The following is a 20,029-nucleotide window of genomic DNA, read 5'->3' as shown; positions in this document are numbered from 1 at the left end:
TGCGGCGCGCCGGCACCGTCACGGTCGCGGCGCTGACCGCGATCGGCCCGGCGCTGGCCGCGTTCCTGAACGTGGACGCCCTCGGAGCGGAGGTCCCGGTGGCAGTGCCGACGAGGGGCAGCGAGCGGAACGCGTACCGCAGCGTCGGGGTCGCCCTTCGCCCGGACATCCGCGACAGCGGCGAACGGGCCGCGGCAATCGCCTCCGAACTGAACCTGCGGCGCCGTCGCGCCGCGCACCCGGCGATGGCCGTGCGGTCCCGGACCGAGGATCACGTGCCCGCCCCGCTGCTGCGCTTCGGCACCGACCGCACCGACCTGTCCGTCGTTCCGCCGACGGTCACCGGGAACACCGTGGTGTCGAGCGTGAACCGCGGCGCCGCCGATCTCGTGCTCGGCGGCGCCGCGGTGCGGTTCACCACCGGATACCCGAGCCTGTCCCCGGTGATGGCACTGACCCACGGCGTGCACGGCATAGGCGACACCGTCGCGGTCTCGGTCTCGACGAGCCCCGACGTCCTCGACGACGCCGCACTCGACCGGTACGTGGATCTGCTCCGGAGATCGCTCGCCGGACTGTAGGCCGGGTGCGGCACCGAGAGGCTGTCAGCGGAAGTAGTCGCCGAATCCGAAGATCGCGTCGAAGGCGCTGGTGGGCAGCACATCCACGTAGTTGACGCGGTAGTCCGCGTACGAGGCGCGCATCAGAGCGTGCACGAACTGCGTCGCGTGGATCGCATCCACCGCGTCGATCGTGACGGTGAGGTGGACCAGAGCGTTGTCGCTGCGGCCCACACAGCCGTGATGCGGAACGATCGGCTCGAGGAAGTCTTCGAAGTCGTCGTCGCTCAGAAGATCGACGAGCACATCGAGTTCGATCAATGCGTTGTATTCCATGTGTGTCCTCCCGTGTCGAACACCCGAGCGGCCTCGCGCCGCGCGGGTGGGTATCGACCGGGAACACGCACGGCGACATCATGCCCGAGTCCCGGAGAGTCCGCACGGGAGATCGATCGGTGTGTCACACGGCGGCTCCGAACACCGCTCGTTCGCGGCGACGCTGCTTGCGCGCGAGTACGGAGACCAGCGCGCGCAGGAAGAACGGCAGTTCCTTGCGGGCCTTCTCGGCTTCTTCGGGGGTCATGACCGCAAAGACCCGCGTGAGATCGAAATCCGCGCGAGCGCCGCGTTGCGCCTCCTTCTCGAAGGCCTGCCATGCCTCGGCGGAGACATAGCCGGTGATCAGCGGGAACACGGTGCGTTCCTCGTCGGCGATGTGTTCGTCGAGCATCGTCCGGAGCCGGCCGACGGCCTGCGCGAATTCGACGATCGCGGTCGTCTGCGGCAGGGCTGCCGCCGAGCGGACGAGATCGTCGAGGAGCGGGTCGAGCTCGTCGTGGTCGTCCGTCAGCTCGGTGAAATCGACGTGCGGGCCCGCCGACTCCGTGATCAGGGGCCACAAGGAGAGGTCCTCGACGTTGTGGTGATGGTGGAGACTCGCGGCGAAGAGGGAGATGTAGCCGGAGATCGCGGCACACCGGGCGTGATCGAAACGCGACGGGTCCGCGACGATCTCGTCGGCGAGACGGGAGAGCCGGGCGACGTCGTGGACGATCACGCGGTGCGCGAGACGCATACCGAGCAGTTCTTCATTCGTGGTGAGGCGCGGAGCCTTGGTCGGAGATGTCATGTCGGTAGCGTGCCCGCCGGTGCTTGGCTGCGACTTGGTGATCGCTTGGTCGGCACGACCACCGACCGGTACGGGCACGGAAAGTGGCGACCAAGTGCCTGTCCACACACTCGGGCCATGACCATCACACCTTCACTTCTGTTCCGCCTCAGCGCCGCCGGCGTCATCGCCGCGTTCGCGCTCAACCTGACCGGTGGCCTGCTGCATCCGGTCGTCGACGGCAACGCCCATTCCGTCGAGTCGCTGACCTCCGGGTTCAGCCCGTGGGCGCAGATGCTGTTGCTGGCCGGGACGATCGTCCAGCTGATCGCCCTGCCGGGTGTCTACGCGTGGTTCTCCGCGAAGGCCGGACTCGCGGGGCTGATCGGCTTCGTCCTGCTCTACGGCTCGTCGATGCTCGTGTCGCTCACGCACCTGACGATCGAGGCGTTCGCCTCCTACGAGCTCGCGGCGAACCCGGCGACCGCCCACCTCGTCCCCGCGGACGGTTCCCTGTTCCCCTCGACGGCATTCACCGTCCTGCAGATCGCGAGCGGCTCGACGTTCATGCTCAGCATGGTCGTGTTCGGTGTGTGCCTGCTCCGCACGGGCGCCGTTCCCCGCTGGATCGGCGCGATCATGACCGCCGGCGGCCTGGTTCTGCTCCTGCCGCTGCCCGAACTGCCCGGCGTGAGCGGACTGGTGGTCGAGTTGCCACGTGGGCTGGCGTTCGCCGCGATCGGGGTTCTCATTCTGCGGGCGAACGGACGTCCGCCGGCGGAGGCGGCGCCGGCGACCTCACATCGCGCAGGCGCTCCGCTAGCTGTGTGACCAGTTCCGATGCGGCGGCCCGCCACCGGGTCGCCGCATCGGCATCTCCGATGACCTCGGCGGTCTCGGCCAGCGCCACATCGACGGGGCCCGCGTAGAACGATCCGGAGTCGAGGCCGGCGATGCGACCCGAGAACGGGAGGAGTTGGGCGTGCAGTTCGCGTGCGGTCGCCACGTCGGCGAGGCGAGCGGTCACCCGGGCACGGAACGTGGTCATCGCCAGCCAGTAGTAGTCGCGCGGATACGGTCTGCTTCCCTCCCACAGCTGCCGGGCGCGGTCGGTGTCTCCTCGGTCCAGAAGCGCCGTGATCAACGGGAACCGGACCGAATGGGGACGCACCGCCTCGATCTGTTCGAGCTCCTCGACCAGCGGCGACAGATCGTCGCGTGCCACGGCGACGCCGATGCGGCCGACGGTGCCGATCCACTGCGCCACCACCATGCCCTGGGCGTGCATCATCGCCGAGATCTCGTCGTATCGTCGCAGTCCGGACTCGACGCGACCGGACATCAACTCCACCATCGCATCGAACACGGCGAGCACCCCGAGCATCTGGACCAGCTGATGGCCTGCCGCGTATGTGGTTGCGAGGGAAGCGCTCTCGTAAGCCTGGTCGAAGTCGGTGACGGCCGTGGCGGCGAGGAACCGCTGGAAATGGGCGACCGAGACGAACCCCTCGTCGCCCACCGTCTGCGCGACGTCGAGCAGTTGCCGGGAGTTCGCGAGTCGCTGGTCGACGAGATCGGGACCGAACGCGACGTAACCGACGGCGTTGAGCGCCCTCATGATCGTCGTCGGGTCGCCGGATTCCTCCGCCAGGGCGCGGGCTTCCACGGCCGCCGCGAGGCATCCTTCGTCGTCCAGGCCTTCGAGTTCGAACACCTTCGCCACCAGAAGCAGGGCGCGGGTCGCCGCCGTGAGTGCGGGATCGGCGAGGGCGGTGTCGATCTCGTCGAGGACCTCGGTGTCGGGTTCGGGATCGACCCGGATCGTCCAGACCACCGGCGCAGTCCACGACACGAGCGCGCGCACGAGAGCATCGCGGTTGCCGAGGCCGCGGGCCGCCCGCATCGCACGGATCCGGGTGTCGCGTGCCCCGCCGATGTCGCCCGTGCGGGCCTGCGATCCCACCTGGCCGATCAGGATCTCCAGCAGGAGACGGCTGTTCGGTTCGATCGCCGTCTCCGACAACGACCGGGCCGCGGCCCACAACGCGAACGCATCCTTGAACGAGGACTGCCGCTCGGCGGCCCGGGCACCTGCGACCACGTACTCCGCGCACTGCTCCGCGGTGGCGGGCGTGGCCGACGCGATCGCATGATGTGCGAGGACCGTCGGATCGGAGTGATCTCGCCGCGCGAGGATGTCGAGTGCTGCGGCGTGAATCCGCCTGCGCCGCATGGCGGGCAGGGTGCCGTACAGGGTCTCGCGCACGAGATCGTGGCTGAACCGGAGACGATCGGGGGCGGGTTCGACGAGAATTCCGGTGACCACCGCCGGTTCGAGTGCGTCGATGACGCTCTCGTCGTCCATGTCGCCGACGGCGCCGAGAACGGACAGGTCGAAGTCGCGACCGAGCACGGCACCGCGTCGCAGCGCGACGACCGTTCGCTCGGGGAGTCGAGAGATGCGGCGCGCGAGAATGTTTCGCACTCCGTCGGGAACGGTCCCACGTACGGCATCGACGCCCGGCGGCGTCTTGGGTGCGCCGACGCCCGGCGGCGTCTTGGGTGCGCCGACGCCCGGCGGCGTCCCGGGTGCGCCGAGTGTGCCGACGCCTTCCGAGGCGATCAGGCGGCAGTACTCCTCGAGGAAGAGCGGATTGCCGCCGGTGCGGTCGACGAGCTCGATCAGCACGTCCTCGTCGAGGTCGGCCGATCCCGCCCGGCGAGCGATCGTCCGAGCTTCCTCCCGGCCCACTCCGCGCAGGGTGATCCGGGCTCCCGGAATCCCGGCGGTCGCAGCCCATGTCGCGCGCAGATCGTCGGTGATCTCGCTGGGACGGAATGTGGCCACGACGAGGGTTGCCGACTTCCGGGCCGAGGCGGCGACGTGCCGGAGCACCTGCAGGGTCGGTTCGTCGGCCCGGTGGACGTCGTCGAGCACGAGGACGGTTCTCTGCCCGGGCCGGGACAGCAGTTGCTCGAGTGCGCGGCTCAACTCGAACGGTGATGTGGGCGGCTCCTGCTCACCGAGTCCGCGCAGGATCTCGGTCCACGGCCAGGCGGGCGGTGCGCCGTCGACCTCGGGGCATCCACCCCACGCGCCATGCCGGCCCTCGGCCGTGGTCCGGTGCAGGAAGGCACGGCCGAGCGCGCTCTTTCCCTCGCCGGCGTCGCCTGCGATCCACACCAGGTGCAGACCGCTCGTCTCCGATCGATGAGCCGCATCGAGCAGTTGTGCGAGTTCACCGTCCCTGCCGACGATGTCACCGGAATCCGGGTGTTGTTGGGGGACAGTAGACTCGACGTGCAGCGGGATGTCCGCTCGCTCGGGTGACAGCGACGGCCGCTGCTGCAGGATGTCGCGTTCGAGTTGCTGCAGTTCGGGGGAGGGATCGACTGCCAGCTCGTCGAGCAGGTATTCGCGGGTGCGTCGCAGTGTGGCCAGCGCGTCGGCTTGGCGGCCGCAGCGGTACTGCGCCGACGCCAGGAGTCGGACCGCGAACTCGCGCCCGGGATGCTCGGCCACGTGATGGTCGAGCTGATCGGCTGCGAGTTCGACGCGGCCCTCCTCGAGATAGGCGTGGGCGCGCGCTTCGAGCGCGGTGGCGTACATCTGCGTCAGACGCGCGCTCTCGATCCTCGCCCAGTCGGCGTCGAGGTGTTCGTGGTAGGGGATTCCCTTCCACCGGTCCAGCGCCTGCGACAGGATTTCGATCCGCGACGCGCGGTCGGCGGCGGTGAGTCCCTCGGTGACGAGCCGGTCGAAATACCACGCGTCGACCGCTTCGGTGGGCAGCCGCAGCGCGTAGCCGGGTGGGGCGCTGACGATGACGGTCGCCGGTGTCCTCGGTGCGCGGGCGGGTTCGAGCAGGCGCCGCAGGTTCGACACGTGCACCTGGAGTGCGGCCAGCGCTTTCGGTGGCGGCCCGCCGGACCACAGGTCCTCGATCAGAAGATCGGTCGAGACGACGTGACCCGCGGCGACGAGGAGCCGGGCGAGCACCGCACGCGCCCCCGGACCCCCGAGGGACACGATGCGGTCCCCGACCGTGACCTCGGTCGAGCCCAGCACGCTGATGCGAACGGGCACGGCCGACGGTGTCTTCGCTGTCATGATCGGCCCAGATTAACGGCGGCGCAGGCCGGCCGCGAGCCCTCTGGTCCGGATTCAGTCCAGGATGTCGAGGACCTTCGTGTCCTCCTGGCCGGCGAGCACCAGGGACTGGGCCACCACCATATGCTTCTGCCAGTGAGCGAAGGCACCGGCGCCGTCCCGCGCGCGCAGCAGCTTGATCAGCTTGCGCTGCGAACGGACGAACAGCTTGTAGTTCTCCTCGTACTTCTCCGCATCGGTTTCGAGTCGCTCGCGGGTGACGTTCGTGGTGTGCCGCTCGTAGATCTCGTGCAGCATTCCCGCGATCAGGGCGAGGGTGGAGTTGCCTGCCAGCTGGACCATCCGGAGATGGAACCTCGCCGCGGCCTGTCCGAAGGTGCCGGATTCGTACGACGACGGAATGGCCTCGTCCACAATGCGTTCGAGTTCGTCGAAGGCTTCTTCCGGGCCGTTCTCCGCCAGCAGTCGCGCGGCGGCCGGTTCGACGGCCTGGCGGGCGATGTAGACGTCGGCGACGGTGGCACCCGCAAGTTCCAGCAGCAGCGACGCCGGTCGCGCAACCACCTCGGGACCCGGTACACACACGCGGGCGCCGGAGCGGGAACCGCGGCGGACCTCGACGAGACGCTCCGCTTCAAGCACGCGGACCGCCTCGCGGAGCGTGGGCCGGCTGACGGAGAAGTGCTCCATCAGTTCGGCTTCGTGGGGCAGATGGTCGCCGTCCTTGAGTTCACCGTCGACGATCATGCGGCGCAGCTTGCGTGCGACGAGTTCGGCTGTCTTGGGGGTTCGGATCGCTCGTCCCATCGTGCCGGGGGCATCGAAGATCGGAGCCCATGCTTCGTCGGTCACGGGGACACCTTCCTCATCGGATACAACTTCGCGTACTTAGTAAAAGTACCCGAGGCGCTGCTCGGCGGATTCCGCCCGCCGGAGGCGTGTCCCGGGCCGGAGCTCGCTTCTTCCGCGGGTGAGGCCCGGCGGGTCGGCGCCGTTCCGGTCGGCCGTGACGGGCGCGGTGGCACCCGCGAGGCGGCGGCAGGATTCCTTGCGCCACTATACATAGTCAACTATGTTATCTATGTATTTATGCGTTGTGTCACCGTGAGATCTGGCGCCGGAGTCCCGGCGAACTCCGAGGAGCGGCAATGTTGAGGACGCGGTTCACCGAAGAATTCGGAATCGAGCATCCGATCGTGCAGGGCGGCATGATGTGGGTCGGCCGGGCGGAGCTTGCCGCCGCGGTCTCCAACGGAGGCGGCCTCGGCATCATCACGGCTCTCACGCAGCCGACCCCGGAGGACCTGGTCGAGGAGATCGCGCGGTGCCGCGCGCTGACCGACAAGCCGTTCGGCGTCAATCTCACCCTCACCCTGTCGATCAACCCGCCCCCGTACGCCGAATACCGGCAGGCGATCATCGATTCCGGCGTGAAGATCGTCGAGACGGCAGGCTCCGACCCGACGGTGCACGTCGAGCACTTCAAACAGCACGACATCAAGGTCATCCACAAGTGCACCAGCGTCCGTCACGCCCTCAAAGCACAGCGTATCGGCGCCGACGCGGTGAGCATCGACGGCTTCGAGGCCGCCGGCCACCCCGGCGAGGACGACGTCCCCGGGCTGGTGCTGATCCCGGCGTCCGCCGATGCCCTCGACATCCCGTTCATCGCCTCCGGTGGTTTCGCGGACGGGCGGGGCCTCGCGGCCGCACTCGCTCTCGGTGCCGGCGGCATCAACATGGGTACCCGGTTCATGTGTACCGAGGAGAGCCCGATCCACGAGAACATCAAGCAGCAGATAGTCGGCGCCGGCGAACTCGACACCCAGCTGATCTTCCGTCAGCTTCGCAACACCATGCGCGCAGCGAGGAACTCGGTGAGCGAAGAGGTCGTCGACATCCTGAACAAGGGTGGACGATTCAAGGACGTCAAGGATCTCGTCGCCGGCACCCGCGGCCGCAAGGTCTACGAGGACGGTGATCCCGAGGCCGGCATCTGGACCGTCGGAATCGCGCAGGGCCTGATCCGCGACATTCCGCCGGCGGGCGAGCTCGTGGGCCGGATCGCGGCGGAGGCCGAGGAGATCCTCCTCGCCCTGACGCGCAACATCACCGACTCCGTCTCCGTCTCCTGAAGGGGCACACCATGACCCGGACCGACGCACGCGACACCGTGACGTCCGAAGAATCCCCGCTGCTCGTCACCCGGGACGGCGCGGTCGTGATCCTCACCCTCAACCGTCCCGACCGGCGCAACGCCATCGATCGGGCGATGCGCAAGGCACTGAAGAAGGAACTGTGGCGTTCCGACGGCGACGACGACGTGCGCGTCGTGGTGATCACCGGCGCGGGCACCGCGTTCTCGTCCGGGGTGGACCTGCCCGAAGCGCTGTCCGGTCCGCCGCTCGGGAGCGAGGGCCCCACGCCCACCCAGGTGCTGCGGGGGATCTCGAAACCGGTGATCGCCGCCGTGAACGGGCCATGCTACACCGGCGGCTACGAACTGGCGGTGAACTGCTCGTTCATCATCGCGTCGGACCGCGCCGAATTTGCCGACACCCACGCCCAGATCGGACTTCTCAACGGATGGGGCGGCAGCGCCATGTTGCCGCGCATGATCGGGCTGCCCGCCGCGATCCAGTTCATTCTCAGCGGCGAACCCATCGACGGACACACGGCGGCACGGATCGGTCTCGCCAACGAGGTCGTCGAACACGACAAGTTGCTGGACCGCACACTCGAGATCGCCGACAAGATCGCCGACGGGCATCCCGGGGCGGTGCAGCGGATGCTGCGCCTGCTCAAGGAAGGCGCGGGCACCTCGCTCGCGCACGCCCTCGGCCTGGAGGCCGAGGCCGCTGCCACGTACCGCCCCGACGGAGCCGACATCGGCGCGCGGTACGGCAAGCGGCGATCCGAGAAATCCTGAAACGCACAACAATCCGAGCGCTCGCATCACGAGAGGTGGAGGGGTGGAACAGAAGACCGCGGCGGTACTCGAAGCATCGACCGGCGACTGGCGCGACCGGCTGACCACACTGCTCGCCGACTATCGGAAGCGTCCACGTCCGGCCACCTCCCGCGAGCGTTTCGAGGCTGCCCGGGCCTGGCAGTCCGAACTCGTCGACGCGGGTCTCGCGGCGCCGGGATGGCCCCGCGAAGCGGGCGGCATGGAACTCTCGCTGGAGGAGCAACTCGACTACTACCGGATGACGACCCGGGCCGGTGCGCCGAAGCACCCGTGCCCACTGTCGTTCATCGTCGCGCCGACGATCATCGTGCACGGCTCGCAGGAGCAGAAGAAGCGGTTCCTCGAGCCGCTGTTGCGGGCCGACGAGTTCTGGTGCCAGGGCTTCTCGGAACCGGGCGCCGGCAGCGACCTCGCCTCGCTGTCCACCCGCGCCGTCCGTGAGGGTGAAATCTATCGAGTCAACGGACAGAAGATCTGGACCACCATGGCCGACAAGGCCGACTGGATCTTCGCGCTCGTCCGCACCGGCACACCGGGGCGGGGCACGGCGGGCATCACCTACCTGCTGATCCCGATGAACGCTCCCGGTATCGAGGTGCGTCCACTGCGCGATGCGGCAGGTGGCCACCACTTCGCGGAGGTCTTCTTCGACGACGTCGAGGTACCCGTCGCCAACCGGATCGGCGAGGAGGGCGAGGGTTGGTCGATCATGCGGACCTCGCTCGGGCACGAGCGGGCCACGGCCTTCCTCGCCGACGAATTCCGTTACCGCAGTACGGTCGACAAGGTGTTCGCGCTCGCCGCCGCGCAGGGCTACGCCGACGACCCCCTGATCCGGCAGGAACTCGCGAAGGTGGAGACCGGCGTCCGCGAGATCGCCACGAACAGTGCACGAGCGTTGGATGCCGTTCTGCGAAACGAGGATCCGGGTGGGGTGGCGTCGATCAATCGCCTGGTGAAGTCGGAATTCGAGCAGCACATGCACCGGCTCGCACTGCGCCTGACCGGATCGGGGGCGGTGCTGAACACCCGGTCCGAGGGCGTCGTCGAACACGGCCGCTGGACCTACGGATATTTCATGTCCCGCGCCGCGACGATCGGTGCGGGCACCGCGGAGATCCAGCGCAACACCATCGCGGAGAACGTGCTGGGTCTGCCGTCGCATCGCGGCGAGGGCCGCCGTGATCCGGTGGTCGCACCGGGACGGCCGCTCACGGCTCCCGAGGAGGACGAGGCGGCGCTGCGTGAGGTACTCGGCGACCTGGTCTCGTCGTATGTGGACACCGGGAAGTTGCTCGCGCGTGAGTCCACACCCGGCGACTACGACATCGGTCTGTGGGACGAACTCGTGAAGTTCGGTCTGCCGGGACTGGCCGCTCCGGAATCCCTCGGCGGTGGCGGCCAACCGTTACGGCTGCTGTGCGCGGCCGTCGAAGAGGCCGCGTACCACCTGGCTCCGGTGCCGCTCGTGCCGACCGCCATCGCCCTCGAGGTGCTCGCCGCAGCGGGCGCCGACGAGCCGGCCCGCACCGTGGTGTCCGGCGCAACCGCCGCCTTCGTCGTCCCCGTCGACGATCAGGGCTGGGTTGTCGAGTCGGGTCTGCCCGTGCTCGACGACGGCCGGTTGACCGGCAGGGTCGAACGCGTCGCGGGTGCACCCGTCGCCGGTGTGCTCGTGGTTCTCGCGACCGACGCCGCCAGCGGCGACCGCGTGCTCGTCGCGGTGCAGCCCGCCGATGTCACCGTCACGGTGCAGAACTCGGTGGACCTGACCGCGACCGTCGGCATCGTCGATGTGGACGGGGCGCCGGCCACGGTGCTCGCCGTCGGGCAGGCGGTCGACGCCGCGCTGGTCCGCGCCCGTCGCGTCGCGCAGCTGCTCGTTGCGGCGGATTCGGTCGGTATCGCCAACCGGGCACTTGCGATGGCGGTGGACTGGGCCGGGCAACGCGAGCAGTTCGGTCAGCCGATCGGCTCGTACCAGGCCGTCTCGCACCGATGCGCGTGCCTGCTGGTCGGTGCGGAAGGGGCACGCGGGCAGGTACTTTCGGCCGCGGACTGCGGTGGGAACCATCCCGATGCCGCGATCACCGCGCACCTCGCCGCGGCAGCAGCGATCGGTACGGCGGTGACGGCGGCGGAAGACTGCATCCAGATCCACGGCGGAATCGGCTTCACCTGGGAACATCCCGCCCACCTTCTACTGCGACGTGCGACGGCGAACGAGGCGTGGATCGGGCGACCCGAAGTACTGCGCGACCGCGCCGTGGACGAGATCTTCGCCCGGCTCTCGTGACGAGCAGACCGCGCACAGTGGTGCACGACGAGGCCGGTATCTCGTGGGATACCGGCCTCGTCGCATCTGTTCTGGTCGGTGCCCCGGCGATCCGGAAACACAGTCACTCCCGGAAACGCAGCAGCCCTTCCTGCGTCGTGCTCGCGACGAGCGTGCCGTCCTGATCGAACAGGTAGCCGCGGGAAATCCCGCGACCTCCACTCATCCGGTACCCGTGCTGCTCGTAGAGGTGCCATTCGTCGGCGTGGAAGGGTGCGTGCCACCAGACCGTGTGATCGAGGCTCGCGAGCTGAAGACCGGGAGTTTCGACGTGCCGGGCATGCGGTGGAAGCGCCGCCGAGAGCAGGAACAGATCGGAGCAGTATGCGAAACCCGCGGCGTGGACGAAGCGATCGTCGCCGAGTCGCTCCGCGGTACGGATCCAGGCGCGCTGACGTGGTGGGCGGGCCTCACCTCGTTGGTTCGCGAGCCGTGGATACTCCTCGGGGAAGCGGAAGTCCACACCGGTACCGGTGAGGAGCGGGACGAGCCATGCGGCTCCGCGCAATTCCTCGGGGCTCAGACTCTCCTCGAATCGGGGGAGCATGTCCGGTGGCGCGGCCGGCGCGCTCACCGGTGTCTGATGTTCGAGGCCGTCCTCCGGGCGCTGGAACGACGCGGTCGCGAGGAAGATCGTGCGGTCGTTCTGCACGGCCCGGACGTGGCGCGTACTGAAACTGCCACCGTCTCTGAGTCTTTCGACGTAATAGTCCACGGGGGCATCCGAACGGCCGGGGTGGACGAAGTGCCCGTGGAGCGAGTGGACATGCCGGCCGGGGTCGACGGTGCGACCAGCAGCCGCGAGCGACTGGCCGAGGGCCTGTCCACCGTAGATTCGCGGGACGTGCGCGTGGGCCTCTCCGCGGAACACGTCCCCACCCCTGTCCTGCAGAGACAGAATGCGCCCGACCGGAGGCCGAGCGAGTGCCGCCAGCATCTCGGCGGTGATTGCGGTCCGGTGCGCCGATCGCGTCGTTCCGTGACCGTCGATCGGCGACTGCCGGGCGCCGGACGGATGTTCGGTGTCCGTCCGTCGCCCGGCGTCCGTGTCCTTCTTGCTAATTCGCGATGTGCTCACGGGGCAGACCCAGCACTCGCTCCGCGATCACATTGCGGTTGACCTCGGATGTGCCGCCCGCGATCGTCATGGCCCGGGACATCAGGTAGCTGTACGCGAGCATGGGCTCGTCCCCGGCCACCACGGCGGGACCGGCGAGGCGCAGTGCCAGTTCGCCGATGTGCTGCGCGTGCTCCGCCACGAGCATCTTCGTGACGCTGCCCTCCGGGCCGCGATCCGCCCCGGCGACGGCGCGTACGACGTTCCGGACGTTGAGCACCTTCATCGCCTGCTCACGCGCCACGAGCGCGGCGACGGCGCGAGTCGCCGCGACATCACCGGGCGCGTACTTCGCGGCGACGTCGAGCAGTCTGTAGGCGGAGAATTCCTCGCCGCCGGTCCCGCCGCCGCCGATGGACACGCGCTCGTTGCCGAGCGTTGCGCGCGCGACCGTCCAGCCGTTGTCGACCGCCCCCACCACGTCCTCGTCGGGAACGAACACGTCGTCGAAGAACACCTCGTTGAATACGGCGGCACCGGTGATCTCGCGCAGGGGTCGCACAGTCACGCCGGGCGCGTGCAGGTCGACGACCATCGCCGTGATGCCCTTGTGCTTCGGGACGTCGCGATCGGTGCGGATCGTCGCCAGGCCACGGTTGCAGTTCTGCGCGTTGGACGTCCACACCTTCTGTCCGGTGATCCGCCAGCCGCCCTCGACCTTGACGCCGCGGGTGGAGACCGCCGCGGCGTCGGAACCCGCGCCGGGCTCGGAGAACAGCTGACACCACACGAGCTCACCCATCAGACCCGGACGGATCCACCGCTCGATCTGCTCGGCGTTGCCGTGCTGGGTGAGCGTGAGCAGGATCCACGCCCCGATACCGAGGCTCGGAACGTGGAGATCGGCGAATTCTTCCTCGATGACGAGCTGCTCGACGGGCGATGCGGCACGGCCGAACGGCTCCGACCAATGCGGCATGAGATAGCCGGAATCCACGAGCAGTGTGCGACGGTCCTCCTCCGGCGCTGCCCGGAACCGCTCGACGAACTCGCGCGCCTGGGTGCGGAAGTTCTCGGCCTCGGCAGGCAGGTCCACCGCGTAGTGGCGTCGTACCCCGGCGGTACCCGATGCCACGATCGAGTCGAGCGCGGCCACGGGCTCACCGAACAGTGCGCGCAGCGCCTGGGCGCGGCGGAGGAACAGATGGCAGTCGTGCTCCCAGGTGAACCCGATGCCGCCGTGAATCTGAATGCTCTTCTCCGCGTTGGCAATATACGAGTCGAACGCCAGGGCGCGAGCCGCATCGAGCGCGAGGCCTGCCTGCTCGCCCTCGATTCCGGCACGCGCGGCGTCCCACGCGACCGCGACCGCGAGTTCGGAGGCCGCGAGCATGTTGGCGAGGTGGTGCTTGATCGCCTGGAACGAGCCGATGGGCCGCCCGAACTGCTCGCGCACCTTCGCGTAGCCGAGTGCTGCCTCGAGCGTCGCACGAGCACCGCCCGCAGCCTCCGCCGCGGCGAGGACCCTGGCGATGTGGCGGGCACTGTTCGCGCCGCCGCTCACGACGGTCAGCGTCGGTGCGTTGTCGAGCAGCACGTGCGCCAGACGCAGCGTCGGCTCGAAGTCGCGAGCCGGGACGACCGTGACCGCCGCGTCGTCGGGGGAGACGAGCACGAGATCGTCGCCGACGGTCAGGGCGAGCAGGCCTGCGCCTATCGCGCTCACGACAAGTCCGGCATCGCCGGAAATTGCCGTCCCGGAAGCGGTGAGCGAGCCGGAGATGCCGAGCCCCACGACGGTGGAGCCGTCCGCAAGTCCGGGCAGCCGGCGGGACTGCTGTTCGTCGTCCCCTTCGGTGGCGATCGCCGCGGAGGTCGCGACGGATGCCAGGAACGGGACGGGAACGAGCAGCCGGCCCAGCTCCTCGGCGACGATTGCCACCTCGGGCAGACCGGCGTCTTCACCACCGAGCCGGGACGGCAGGTGCAGACCGAGCCAACCGAGGTCGGCGAACTGCTTCCAGAGAGAAGTCGTATCGGCGTTCGGGTCGTCGAGTACACGTCGCGCGAGTGCCGCGGCGTCGTGGCTCGTGAGGAACGACCGGACCGCCTCGGCGATGGCGCGGTGGTCGTCGGTGATCGCGAGTGGCATGGGAGCTCTTCCTGCGTGAAGTTGTCCGGGGCGAGTTGTCTTCGGTGCCGGCGCCGATCAGCGCGGAGCGAACCGCTGCCCGGCATCGAGACGCAGGCACTGCCCGTTCAGCATGGCGTTGTCGACGATCGCGAGAGCGAGTTTCGCGTATTCCTCGGGCCGGCCCATGCGCTTGGGGAAAGCAGCGTCCTTCACCAGCGGTTCGACGCGGTCGTCCGGGATCCCGGCGGTGATGCCGGTGGCGAACAGGCTCGGCGCGATCGCGAGCACGCGGATCCCGTAGGACCCGAGATCGCGGGCCATCGTCAGTGCCATCCCGGCGATGCCCGCCTTTGCGGCGGTGTAGGCGACCTGGCCGATCTGGCCTTCGAAGGCGGCGATCGAGGCGGTGTTGACGATGACGCCGCGCTCGTCGTCCTCGGGTTCGTTGTTCGCCATGTGGGCGGCGGCGAGGCGGTTGATGTTGAACGTGGCGATCAGGTTGAGGTCGACCACCTGACGGAAGGTCTCGAGATCGTGCGGGCCGCTGCGTCCGAGGGTCTTCTTCGCTGTGCCGCCGCCTGCGGTGGTGACGATGACGTGGAGTCCGCCGAGGTCGGTGACCGCCGCTGCGAGCGTTTCCTCGATGCCGGTGAAGTCGGTGACGTCGGCCGGGTAGAAGGTGCCGCCGATCGCGGTGGCGACGTCCTTGCCGTTGCTGCCCTCGCGATCGAGGATCGCGACCTGGGCGCCCCGAGCGGCGAACGCCTCCGCGGTGGCCTTGCCCATTCCGGACGCGCCGCCGACGACGACGGTCTTCTTTCCGCTGATGTTCATGCACCCTCCTGCTGTTCGGTACGTCCGGTTCGGGTCGTCTCGTGGGCGGGGCCGGCGCGCGGGAACTCTTCGCGTGCCGACTTCGCCGCAAGTTCGATGACTTATACTACTATCTAAACTATGTGACGGACGCTACTCTGGCAATGTCCGTAGCGGTGGGTCACACGCGGCATCGTCGGGGCCGGAACTGTAGCCCGACGGCAGAACTTGCGGGAGGAATCGTGATTCTCGAGGCCGGTCAGTCGTTGGCCAGTTCCGTCGACACCACGACCGTGGTCGTGGTCCGCGCACCCGGGGCGGATGTCTCGTTGACCTGTGGTGGGGTGCCCATGGTCGTCGGCAAGAAGGGCGAAGGGGACGGATCGTCGATCGATCCCGCATACGTCGGCGGCGCCCAGCTGGGGAAGCGGTACGCCGACGACGACACCGGACTCGAGATCCTGTGCACCAAGCCGGGCACCGGCCGGCTCGAACTCGACGGCCGCCCCCTGCCGCTGAAAACGGCCAAGCCACTGCCGTCCTCGGACTGACATCCTTTGGCGGCCAATTGATTTCTCGAGTGGAGTGACGAATGAGCATCGCGATGTTGCTGGACATGGCGGTCGACGGCTTCGGGGACCGCATCGTGGTCGGAAGCCGGGACCGGGGCATCTCGGCGGCGCGACTGCGCGAACTCTCGGTCGCCGGTGCCGCCGCGATCCGTGAGGCAGGAGCCGACTCCGTCGTGTATCTCGCGGTCAACGGACCGGCGTTCCCCGTGGCCATGTTCTCGGCAGCGCGCGCGGGTGTCCCGCTCGTCCCGGTCAACTACCGGCTCGGCCGCGAGCAGCTCGACGCACTGCTCGCAAACCATTCGCGGGCACTCGGTATCGCCGATCCGTCCCAGGCGGAGACTCTCGAGCGTGCGGGACTGGCGGTCGTCTCACCCGAGGAATGGATACGGACACTCGCGGCGTCGACGAACACGGACTGCGACGACGATGCAGTCGACACCGATGCGCCGGCCGTCGTGATCTACACCTCCGGCACCACGTCGGCGCCGAAGGGGGTGCTGCTCCGGCACGAGAACCTCACGTCGTACGTCTTCGGGTCGGTCGAGTTCGCCTCCGCCGAAGAGACCGATGCCGCACTCGTCAGCGTCCCGCCGTACCACATCGCGGCGGTCGCGAACGTCATCACGAATCTCTATGCGGGGAGGCGCACCATGGTGCTCGAGCAGTTCACCCCGGAGCAGTGGCTCGACACGGTTCGCCGCGAGGAGATCACCAACGCGCTCGTCGTGCCCACGATGCTCGCACGCATCGTCGAATCCGACGCGGACAAGAGCGTGCCGAGCCTGCGCAGCCTGGCATACGGGGGTGCCCCCATGCCCGCGAAGGTCATCGAGCGGGCCTTGCGGATGTGGCCCGAGACGGGGTTCGTCAACGCCTACGGTCTCACCGAAACAAGCTCCACCATCGCGGTTCTCGGGCCGGACGACCACCGGTCGGCGCTCGCGGGCGACGACGAGGCGGTCCGGGCGCGGCTCGGGTCGGTAGGGCAGGTCGTACCCGGCATCGACCTCGAGATCCGCGACTTCGACGACCGCGTGCTCGAACCGGGTGTGACGGGACGAATCTGCGTCCGCGGCGACCAGGTGTCCGCCGAATACGCGGGCGTCGGCCGGATGGTCGACGAGCGTGGCTTCTTCGACACCCGCGACCAGGGCTACGTCGACGAGGACGGTTTCCTCTTCGTCGGGGGTCGTGTGGACGACACCATCATTCGCGGAGCCGAGAACATCGCGCCCGCCGAGATCGAGGACGTGATCCTGCGGCATCCGGATGTTCTCGACGTTGCCGTCGTCGGCGTGCCCGACGACGAGTGGGGGCAGCGCATCGAAGCGGCGGTGGTTCTCCGGGCCGGAGCGGCGGTCGAGACGGACGAGTTGCGTGCGTTCGTGCGGGATTCGTTGCGCAGCAGCAAGACACCCGACCGCGTCGTGTACTGGGATGAGCTGCCGCGGACCGAGACCGGGAAGCTCGTGCGCAGGCACGTGGTGGAACGTCTCGTCGGACAGGACCGGTCCGCGAAGGTGTGAGTTCGCGACGTCCGACCGGACATCCCGAGGAGTTTCTTTACATCTGTCACCAAGTACGACTTACCGGCGACGCGCCGAGCTCGGTCACGGCGCTCCCATCGACCCCCGGAGGTACTCCATGAGTTCGACGCAGACGACGGATGCCAAGCCCGAGATCTACACGTTCCGCGAGGAGGACATCCAGCGCGCGCGTGACCTGGTCGGCGTCTACCACGCGGTGACGCAGCGGGAGCAGTACACCCGTGCGAACCCGGACATCATGCGCAACTTCGCCCGCAGTTACGGCGACGACAATCCGCTGTTCGTCGACGAGGAGTACGGCTCCTACACCCGCTGGGGTGGGCAGATCGCGCCGCCGATGATCAACATCGCGCTCACCAAGGAACTGCTCGCGGATCCGGTGCCGAAGGAACAGCGCCGCCCGTCGTTCCGCGGGATCCACGTGTTCGTCTCCGGAACCACCACCGACTGGTACCGGCCGATCTACGACGGCGACGCGCTGTACTCGTTCCGGGGTTTCGAGAACGTCGAGCTGAAGGAGTCCGAGTTCGCCGGTCGTTCGCTCATCATCACGACCATCAACGTGCAGTTCAACCAGCGTGCCGAGGTGGTGCAGACGCAGCGCGTGATCAGCATCCACACCGAGCGGCACGAGTCTAAGAAGCGCAAGAAGTACGACGCCATCGAGCCCGCGTCCTACACGCCCGAGGACATCGCGAAGCTCGACGAGATCTACGCCGCCGAGGTGCGCCGCGGTGCCGAGACCCGCTACTTCGAGGACGTCGAGGTGGGGGAGAGTCTCGGCACCATGGCGAAGGGACCGCTGACCACCACAGATATGGTCGTATTCCATTCGGGTGGTTACGGTTTCGCGCCGTACACGCCGACGGCGAGCCGGCTGGCATACAAGAACCGCCAGCGCATCGGCGCGTTCTACATTCCGAACGAGCAGGGCATTCCGGATGTGGCGCAACGCATCCACTGGGACAGCGAATACGCCCGCTCGATCGGTCTGCCCGCGGCATACGACTACGGCATGATGCGTGACTGCTGGCTCAGCCACTTCCTCACGAATTGGATCGGCGACGAGGGCTGGATCGAGACCATGTCCAGCCAGATGCGCAAGTTCAACTACATGGGTGACACCCACACCTTCACGGGGGAGGTCGTGGGCAAACGCGTCGAGGGCGACCGGCACCTCGTCGACGTCGAACTGCGCGGCACGAGCCAGCGCGGTGAGGTCACGTGCCCGGCCACCGCGACGATCTCGCTGCCCAGCCGTGAAACCGGCCTGGCGGTCCTGCCGACCGCGCCGGTCGAGCTGGAGCGTGTCGCCGCCGAGATGCTCGCACGCAGCGGTGAACTGCGCGCACAGAAGCGGCGGGCCGCACGGGCATGACCACGAACGAGCGCGAAGCGAACGAACTGTCCCCCGATCTCGTGAACTGGATCGGCGAGACGGCGAACGGCACCGTGATCTCGACCGATCGGCGCCCGGGAGGGGGCCGGCGGGAAGCCTGGGTGGTGGAGGTGCGGGACGCGGACGGTACCATCCGGCCGCTGTTCCTGCGCTACGACCGCCTCGACCCCGAAGAGAAGGGTGACGATTTCACGCTGCACCGCGAGGCCGCGTTCTTCCGAGCGTTGAGCGGCACTGCCGTGCCGGTCCCCGAGGTCGTCGGGGTGCATCCGACCGAACAGGCGATCCTGTCCGAACTCGTGCCGGGCCGGGCATGGTTCTCCCGCTTGCGCGACGAGGACGAACGGGTCTCCGTCGCATCGGATTTCATGCGCATCCTCGCCGAGATGCACCGGGTGGATCCGCACCGGCTGGGGTTGCCCGACCAGGACCCCGACGCCGATCTGTGCGTGCTCGTACACCGGGAGATCGACACCTGGGAGAAGATCTATCGCGACGCCGGGACCCGTGACCCGTTGATCGATCTCGGCCTCGACTGGGTCCGCCGCAACGTGCCCGACGTGGGCGGGCCGGTGGTGATCGTGCAGGGCGACACCGGCCCGGGCAACTTCCTCTACGAGGACGGCAAGGTGACCGCGGTCCTCGATCTCGAACTGGGGCATCTCGGCGACCCGCACGACGATCTGGCCTGGGTTTCGGTGCGCGCGGTGCAGGAACCGTTCACCGACCTCATGGAGCGGTTCGCGGAGTACGCGCGCGCATCCGGAACGGACCTGGACGTCGGCCGGATTCGTTACTACCGGGTCCTCGCCGAACTCCGCATCGTGATCCTCGGGCACCGCAACCGCGTCGAACCCGATCTGCTGGGCGAGGTCGGCAACGGTCTCGTGTACGGACTGCTGCACCGGAGACTGCTCCTCGAAGCCCTGGCCGACGTCGTCGGGGTGGAGATCCCCGAGGTCGACCCGGTGCCGGCGACGCCGGGCGAGCGGGACTGGCTCTACGACGCCGCGCTCGAACAGATCCGGCAGATCATCGTTCCGCGGAGCGAGGATCCGTTCGTGATCCAGCGCAGCAAGGGCCTGGCCCGAATTCTGAAGTACCTGCGCGAGGCATCCTCGGTGGCAGGCGCCGTCGAACAGCGGAACCTGGACGATCTCGAAGCGGTGCTCGATCACCGGCCGTCGTCCGTCGCCGCGGGCACCGCAGAACTGGTGGCGCGGTGCCTCGCGGGAACGGTGCCGGCCGGGACCGCGGTGCACATGCTCCTGCGCCAGGTGGCGGGGGAGACGCAGGCGCTGCGACCCGCGATGGGTGTGCTCGCGGACCGGCGTTTCGATCCGCTGCCGCGAGTAGTCGAGACCGGCGCGACGGACGACCGGTGATATTCGTCAGGGCGCGTGCCCGTGTTCTCCAGGA

The 20,029-nt window shown here is 68.5% G+C and carries 15 protein-coding genes and 1 pseudogene; 9 read left to right on the top strand and 7 right to left on the bottom strand.

Features of this window, described 5'->3' with window-relative positions; all coding sequences use genetic code 11:
• A pseudogene (locus ACN675_RS02480) lies at window positions 1–581 on the top strand (hypothetical protein); the annotation flags it as partial.
• A gap of 24 nt (window positions 582–605) precedes the next feature.
• Here ACN675_RS02480 and ACN675_RS02475 read toward each other — a convergent pair.
• Window positions 606–896 (bottom strand): hypothetical protein, encoded by a 291-nt coding sequence (locus tag ACN675_RS02475; protein ID WP_420749407.1) that lies wholly within the window; start codon window positions 894–896, stop codon window positions 606–608.
• Window positions 897–1,020: 124 nt separating this feature from the next.
• On the bottom strand, window positions 1,021–1,689 hold the full coding sequence (locus ACN675_RS02470) for a hemerythrin domain-containing protein (RefSeq protein WP_420749406.1): 669 nt from the start codon (window positions 1,687–1,689) through the stop codon (window positions 1,021–1,023).
• Between the two features lie 117 nt (window positions 1,690–1,806).
• Between ACN675_RS02470 and ACN675_RS02465 the strand changes: the two genes are divergently transcribed.
• On the top strand, window positions 1,807–2,499 hold the full coding sequence (locus tag ACN675_RS02465; RefSeq protein WP_420749405.1) for a hypothetical protein: 693 nt from the start codon (window positions 1,807–1,809) through the stop codon (window positions 2,497–2,499).
• On the opposite strand, the gene ACN675_RS02460 is transcribed toward ACN675_RS02465, so the two are convergent.
• Both ACN675_RS02460 and ACN675_RS02455 read right to left on the bottom strand, forming a co-directional pair.
• Window positions 2,417–5,779: a BTAD domain-containing putative transcriptional regulator gene (locus tag ACN675_RS02460; protein WP_420749404.1), complete on the bottom strand. Its 3,363-nt coding sequence runs from the start codon at window positions 5,777–5,779 to the stop codon at window positions 2,417–2,419. The two genes, ACN675_RS02465 and ACN675_RS02460, sit on opposite strands and share 83 nt — an antisense overlap.
• A 54-nt stretch (window positions 5,780–5,833) precedes the next feature.
• Window positions 5,834–6,631 (bottom strand): FadR/GntR family transcriptional regulator, encoded by a 798-nt coding sequence (locus ACN675_RS02455; protein ID WP_420749403.1) that lies wholly within the window; start codon window positions 6,629–6,631, stop codon window positions 5,834–5,836.
• A gap of 296 nt (window positions 6,632–6,927) precedes the next feature.
• Here ACN675_RS02455 and ACN675_RS02450 point away from each other — a divergent pair, with 296 nt between their 5' ends.
• The 3 genes from ACN675_RS02450 to ACN675_RS02440 are packed head-to-tail and all read left to right on the top strand — an operon-like array spanning window position 6,928 to window position 11,046.
• Window positions 6,928–7,914: an NAD(P)H-dependent flavin oxidoreductase gene (locus ACN675_RS02450; protein WP_420749402.1), complete on the top strand. Its 987-nt coding sequence runs from the start codon at window positions 6,928–6,930 to the stop codon at window positions 7,912–7,914.
• Window positions 7,915–7,925: 11 nt separating this feature from the next.
• Entirely contained in the window at window positions 7,926–8,708 is a 783-nt protein-coding gene (locus ACN675_RS02445; protein ID WP_420749401.1) for an enoyl-CoA hydratase/isomerase family protein, read from the top strand.
• A 43-nt stretch (window positions 8,709–8,751) separates the two neighbouring features.
• A complete protein-coding gene (locus ACN675_RS02440; protein WP_420749400.1) occupies window positions 8,752–11,046 on the top strand; it encodes an acyl-CoA dehydrogenase family protein in 2,295 nt (764 codons plus the stop codon).
• Between the two features lie 103 nt (window positions 11,047–11,149).
• Here ACN675_RS02440 and ACN675_RS02435 read toward each other — a convergent pair whose 3' ends face one another.
• Genes ACN675_RS02435 through ACN675_RS02425 form a run of 3 tightly spaced genes read right to left on the bottom strand, consistent with a single transcriptional unit; the run spans window position 11,150 to window position 15,110 of the window.
• Window positions 11,150–12,163, bottom strand: coding sequence for an acyl-CoA thioesterase (locus ACN675_RS02435; RefSeq protein WP_420749399.1), 1,014 nt, complete (start codon window positions 12,161–12,163; stop codon window positions 11,150–11,152).
• Window positions 12,144–14,294, bottom strand: a complete 2,151-nt coding sequence (locus ACN675_RS02430) for an acyl-CoA dehydrogenase (RefSeq protein ID WP_420749398.1) — start codon at window positions 14,292–14,294, stop codon at window positions 12,144–12,146. Before ACN675_RS02430 ends, ACN675_RS02435 begins: the two co-directional genes overlap by 20 nt.
• 57 nt (window positions 14,295–14,351) lie before the next feature.
• A complete protein-coding gene (locus ACN675_RS02425) occupies window positions 14,352–15,110 on the bottom strand; it encodes an SDR family NAD(P)-dependent oxidoreductase (RefSeq protein ID WP_420749397.1) in 759 nt (252 codons plus the stop codon).
• A gap of 221 nt (window positions 15,111–15,331) precedes the next feature.
• Between ACN675_RS02425 and ACN675_RS02420 the strand changes: the two genes are divergently transcribed.
• The 4 genes from ACN675_RS02420 to ACN675_RS02405 all read left to right on the top strand — a co-directional run bounded on the left by ACN675_RS02420 (window position 15,332) and on the right by ACN675_RS02405 (window position 19,995).
• Window positions 15,332–15,640 (top strand): hypothetical protein, encoded by a 309-nt coding sequence (locus ACN675_RS02420; protein WP_420749396.1) that lies wholly within the window; start codon window positions 15,332–15,334, stop codon window positions 15,638–15,640.
• Window positions 15,641–15,681: 41 nt separating this feature from the next.
• Window positions 15,682–17,190 carry a class I adenylate-forming enzyme family protein gene (locus tag ACN675_RS02415; protein WP_420749395.1) on the top strand — a complete coding sequence of 503 codons (1,509 nt, stop codon included), beginning with the start codon at window positions 15,682–15,684 and terminating at the stop codon, window positions 17,188–17,190.
• Window positions 17,191–17,308: 118 nt separating this feature from the next.
• Window positions 17,309–18,589 (top strand): FAS1-like dehydratase domain-containing protein, encoded by a 1,281-nt coding sequence (locus tag ACN675_RS02410; protein WP_420749394.1) that lies wholly within the window; start codon window positions 17,309–17,311, stop codon window positions 18,587–18,589.
• Entirely contained in the window at window positions 18,586–19,995 is a 1,410-nt protein-coding gene (locus ACN675_RS02405) for a phosphotransferase family protein (protein WP_420749393.1), read from the top strand. Before ACN675_RS02410 ends, ACN675_RS02405 begins: the two co-directional genes overlap by 4 nt.
• Window positions 19,996–20,029: the final 34 nt, after the last annotated feature.

Source organism: Rhodococcus sp. O3 (genome assembly GCF_048897285.1).
Lineage (GTDB): Bacteria > Actinomycetota > Actinomycetes > Mycobacteriales > Mycobacteriaceae > Rhodococcus.
The sequence above is the reverse complement of the archived record's forward strand: the minus strand, read 5'-3'. Positions and strand labels throughout refer to the sequence as shown.

What these genes read in the sequence shown, in the direction of transcription:
- ACN675_RS02405 (WP_420749393.1), top strand. Translation starts at nt 18,586, where the DNA reads ATGACCACGAACGAGCGCGAAGCGAACGAACTGTCCCCCGATCTCGTG.
- ACN675_RS02430 (WP_420749398.1), bottom strand. Translation starts at nt 14,294, where the DNA reads ATGCCACTCGCGATCACCGACGACCACCGCGCCATCGCCGAGGCGGTC.
- ACN675_RS02460 (WP_420749404.1), bottom strand. Translation starts at nt 5,779, where the DNA reads ATGACAGCGAAGACACCGTCGGCCGTGCCCGTTCGCATCAGCGTGCTG.
- ACN675_RS02450 (WP_420749402.1), top strand. Translation starts at nt 6,928, where the DNA reads ATGTTGAGGACGCGGTTCACCGAAGAATTCGGAATCGAGCATCCGATC.
- ACN675_RS02470 (WP_420749406.1), bottom strand. Translation starts at nt 1,689, where the DNA reads ATGACATCTCCGACCAAGGCTCCGCGCCTCACCACGAATGAAGAACTG.
- ACN675_RS02465 (WP_420749405.1), top strand. Translation starts at nt 1,807, where the DNA reads ATGACCATCACACCTTCACTTCTGTTCCGCCTCAGCGCCGCCGGCGTC.
- ACN675_RS02415 (WP_420749395.1), top strand. Translation starts at nt 15,682, where the DNA reads ATGAGCATCGCGATGTTGCTGGACATGGCGGTCGACGGCTTCGGGGAC.
- ACN675_RS02410 (WP_420749394.1), top strand. Translation starts at nt 17,309, where the DNA reads ATGAGTTCGACGCAGACGACGGATGCCAAGCCCGAGATCTACACGTTC.
- ACN675_RS02425 (WP_420749397.1), bottom strand. Translation starts at nt 15,110, where the DNA reads ATGAACATCAGCGGAAAGAAGACCGTCGTCGTCGGCGGCGCGTCCGGA.
- ACN675_RS02475 (WP_420749407.1), bottom strand. Translation starts at nt 896, where the DNA reads ATGGAATACAACGCATTGATCGAACTCGATGTGCTCGTCGATCTTCTG.
- ACN675_RS02445 (WP_420749401.1), top strand. Translation starts at nt 7,926, where the DNA reads ATGACCCGGACCGACGCACGCGACACCGTGACGTCCGAAGAATCCCCG.